2 protein-coding genes are annotated in these 4,776 nt (G+C 32.9%); both read left to right on the top strand.

What is annotated here, in order from left to right; genetic code table 11:
- Window positions 1–151: 151 nt before the first annotated feature.
- Window positions 152–988 (top strand): ADP-ribosylglycohydrolase family protein, encoded by an 837-nt coding sequence (locus tag KHW44_RS06430; RefSeq protein WP_304067394.1) that lies wholly within the window; start codon window positions 152–154, stop codon window positions 986–988.
- A gap of 429 nt (window positions 989–1,417) precedes the next feature.
- Window positions 1,418–4,776: S8 family serine peptidase (locus KHW44_RS06425; protein ID WP_304067391.1), on the top strand; the 3,359-nt coding region annotated here is incomplete at its 3' end.

Raw genomic sequence — 4,776 nt, 5'->3', positions numbered from 1 at the left:
TAGTATTGGAAAGAAAATAGAAGACACTGATATCGAATTAATGTTAAAAGAAAATAATTTGATTTAGATTTGTTAATATCCCTGGAATTTATTTTCTGGGGATATTTTTTTGTTTTAATTTGTAATAAAATATACAAAAGGGGATGAAAATATGGACAGAAGGAAAATAGATCGAATCAAAGGAGCGCTTTTTGCTTTTGCGATAGGTGATAGCATGGGAGCTACTACTGAATTTATGACTGAAGACGAAATTTCAAAAATCTACGGAAAAGTCACTGATATATTAGGTGGAGGATGGCTTGATTTGAATCCGGGAGAATGCACTGATGATACTGATATGAGTATTTGCGTTATGAATTCTTTGATGGAAAATGACCGTGATAATTTTGAGAAAAATACTATGAAAAATTTCGTGGAGCGGTACAATACTCATCCAAGAGATATTGGCAATCAATGTAGACGTGCAATTGAACACTACATTCAGTACGAAATATTTATCGAAGAAGATGATACAGCGCTTGGAAATGGAAGTTTGATGAGAGCACTTCCTTGTGCACTGCTAGATAATGAAACTTCTGAAGATTTGAATATAAAACAAGGACGACTCACTCACAATAACGAAATGTGTGACAGAATTTTAAAAGAATACACACAAATTATCAGAGATAATATCAATGGAAAAAAACATGAACTAAAAGATACGCAATTGTTAAAACCATCAGGATATATCGTGAACACTTTCAATAATGCGATTCATTGGGCTAAGGAAAATTCAATTGAAGATTGTATTATAAATGCTGTAAATCACGGGGGAGATTCCGATACGATAGCTGCAATTGCTGGAAGTATCAGTGGATCAATTCATGGATATTCTACAATTCCCGAAAGATGGATAGCTATTTTAGATGAAAGGACAAGAAACGTATTAGATGAATTTATAAAGTATTTGTGCGACGGAAATGTGAATGATGATCGAAATAAAATATAAATTAGTTGAATGTATTTATTTGAGACTGTGAAATAGTTTTTGTATGAGAAATCCTCCTGATAAGACAATAATCAGGGGGATTTTAATATGTCAAAAAATACATAAAAAGTTATACTTAAAGCATAACTATAAATATATTATTTATTTAATTGCATATTTAGGAAAATGATAAAGGCTTTTATATTTTAATTATTAATGAAATCTCTGTTTTTAAAATTATTAATATATCTTTTAATTATTAATATACTTTTATTATGCGTTTTATGTATATAAAGTAAAAAAATAATTATATTAGAGGTCTTATAAATGTTGACTAAATAAAAAAAAAGTAGTAAAATTTAGAATGTAATTTTTGAAAATGGGACTCAATATCGATATTTGCAATTTATACCATGAATAAAATTAATATTTTTTAATCTAGGAGGATTTATGAAAAAAAAAGATATTATAAAGGCAACTCTTGTTGCAGCTTTATCAGTTTCATCAGTTTCATTTATGTGCAGTGATACAGTTTTTGCAAAAACTGAAGATATTAAAAATATTATTGATAAGGAAAAATCTATAGAATATAAGCAGGATGAAAATAAGCTTACGAATGAGACTTTAAAAGTCAATAAAGAAAATTCGAACAATACAAACGATGAAAAGTTATCAGTAATTACCAAAGAAGATATTAAAGAGGATTCTGTAATTGATAATAAAAATACTTCCGATAACAAATATTCAAACAAAGAAGTATCAAAAGGACATGAATTGCATAAAGCAGATGAAATTCTAAACATTTCTAAAAAAGAAGAGGATAGAGTTGTATACATAGCTGAATTTAGGAATAAGGAGGATGGTCAGAAAGCAATTAAAGAACTATCTAATTTTAAAAATACTAAAGTTTTGTATACTTATAATACGATTTTCAATGGTTGTGCTATAGAAACAAATCGAGATAATTTGGACAAAATTAAACTTATTGAAGGCATTTCATCAGTCGAAAAATCACAAAAAATTCAACCGATGATGAACAATGCTCGAAAGGAAATAGGAGTTGATGAATCCATAGATTACCTAAAAGCAATCAATGCTCAATTTGGCAAAAACTTTGATGGTAGAGGAATGGTAATTGCAAATATTGATACTGGAACTGATTACAGACACAAAGCCATGAGAATTGACGAAGATGCGAAATCATCGATGAAATATAAGAAAGATGATTTACAAGGAACTGACAAGTACTTTTGGTTGAGTGATAAAATACCTCACGCTTTTAACTATTATAATGGTGGCAAAATCACTGTCGAAAAATATGATGATGGTTCAGATTATCATGATCCACACGGTATGCATATAGCAGGAATTCTTGCTGGAAATGATACTGATGAGGACATAGCTAATTATAATGGTATTGACGGGATTGCTCCAAACGCTCAAATATTTTCTTATAAGATGTATTCTGATTCAGGTGATGGATTTGCCGGTGATGAAACGATGTTTCATGCTATTGAAGATGCAATCAAGCATAAGGTCGATGTAGTATCTGTATCATCAGGTTTTACAGGAACAGGACTAGTAGGAGAAAAATATTGGCAGGCTGTTAGAGCTTTGAGAAAAGCTGGCATTCCTATGGTTGTAGCAACTGGAAACTACGCAACAGCTGCATCAAGCTCATCATGGGACTTGGCAGCAAATAACCAACTAAGGATGACCGATACAGGAAATGTAACAAGGACTGCTGCCCATGAAGATGCCATAGCTGTAGCATCAGCTAAAAACCAAATAGTAGAGTTTGATAAGGTAAATATTGGTGGCGAAAGCTTCAAGTATAGAAATATCGGTACATTCTTCGATAAGGATAAGATTATCACAAATGAAGACGGAAGCAAGCTATCTGACAAAGTCAAATTTGTTTATATAGGCAAGGGTCAAGATGAAGATCTAGTTGGTCTTAATCTTAAAGGCAAAATTGCCGTTATGGATAGAATCTATACCAAGGATTTAAAATATGCCTTCAAAAGAGCTGCCGATAAAGGTGCTCGTGCAATCATGGTTGTAAATACAGTTAACTACTACAACAGAGATAACTGGACAGAGCTTCCAGCCATGGGTTATGAAGAAGATGAAGGAACAACTTGTCAAGTATTTTCAGTATCAGGTGATGATGGTCTAAAGATTTGGAATATGATTAATCCAACAAATAAAACAGAGGTTAAAAGAAATAAAAAGGAAGACTTCAAAGATAAGCTTGACCAATACTATCCAATTGACATGGAAAGCTTCAACAAAAACCGTCCAAAGCTTGGTGATGAGAAAGAGCTAGCCTTTAACTTTGCTCCTGATACAGATAAGGAACTTTACAAGGAAGAAGTAATAGTTCCAGCAGCTTCTACATCTTGGGGTCCAAGGGTTGACCTCCTCCTAAAGCCAGATGTATCAGCACCAGGAAAGAACATCAAATCAACTCTAAATGTAATTGACGGCAAGTCAACTTATGGTTATATGTCAGGAACAAGTATGGCAACACCAGTAGTTGCAGCATCAACAGTATTGATTAGACCAAAACTAAAAGAGATGCTCGCAAAACCTGTCTTAAAAGACCTAACAGGTGACGACAAAATCGACTTAACTACTCTTACAAAGATTGCCCTACAAAACACAGCAAGACCTATGATGGATCCAACAGGTTGGAAGGAGAAATCACTATATTATGCTTCACCAAGACAACAAGGCGCTGGTCTTATTAACGTAGCTAATGCACTAAGAAATGACGTTATAGCTAGCTTTAAGAATTTAGACTCTGAAGGTTTGGTAAATTCATATGGATCTATTTCACTTAAAGAGATTAAGGGCGATAAAAAATATTTCACAATTAAATTAATTAATACATCAGATAGACCTCTAACATTTAAAGCTTCATCATCTGCAATCACAACAGATTCCTTAACCAATAGACTAAAACTTGATGAAACTTACAAGGATGAAAAATCTCAAGATGGAAAACAAATTGTTCCAGAAATCCATCCTGAAGTAATTAATGGAGCAAAGATAACATTCGAATACGATACATTTACCATAAAACCAAATTCAAGTTTTGACTTAAATGCTGTAATAGATGTCGGAGATGCTAAAGATAAAAATAAATTTGTAGAATCCTTCATTAGATTTGAATCTAAAGAAGAAGTTGAGGCAATGTGCGGTAAGGGAAACAAGACAGTTTTTCAACCATCTCTATCAATGCCACTTATGGGCTTTGCTGGAAATTGGAACAAGGAGCCAATCCTTGACAAGTGGGCTTGGGAAGAAGGTTCAAAATCAAAGACAATGGAAGGTTATGATGACGATGGTAAACCAAAAATACCTGGAACCTTGAATAAGGGTATAGGTGGAGAACACGACATCGATAAATTCAATCCAGCTGCCGTTATCCAAAACAGAAAAGATGGAAATACAAAATCACTTGATCAAGACCCTGACTTATTTGCATTAAATAACAACCAAGGATTAACTGATGCATCTAATAGCGGCTCAAAAGTAGCAAGAGTTTACCCACTCGATTCTAAAGGACAAAATCAAGAAGTACAAATAGAAAGAGGGCTAACCCCTTCACCACTTGTTCTAAGAAGTGCAAAAGAAGGACAAATATCAATCGTAAATACCGATAAAGAAGGAGAAGGTCAAAAAGATCTTAAAGTAATAACTAAAGAGCATTTTATTAGAGGTATCTTAAACTCTAAGAGAAATGACGCTAAGGGTATAAAATCTTCTAAGCTAAAAGTTATGGGAGATTTGAAATGGGATGG

This window comes from Finegoldia magna, from assembly GCF_018371055.1.
Lineage (GTDB): Bacteria > Bacillota > Clostridia > Tissierellales > Peptoniphilaceae > Finegoldia > Finegoldia magna_I.
The sequence above is the reverse complement of the archived record's forward strand: the minus strand, read 5'-3'. Positions and strand labels throughout refer to the sequence as shown.

What these genes read in the sequence shown, in the direction of transcription:
- KHW44_RS06430 (WP_304067394.1), top strand. Translation starts at nt 152, where the DNA reads ATGGACAGAAGGAAAATAGATCGAATCAAAGGAGCGCTTTTTGCTTTT.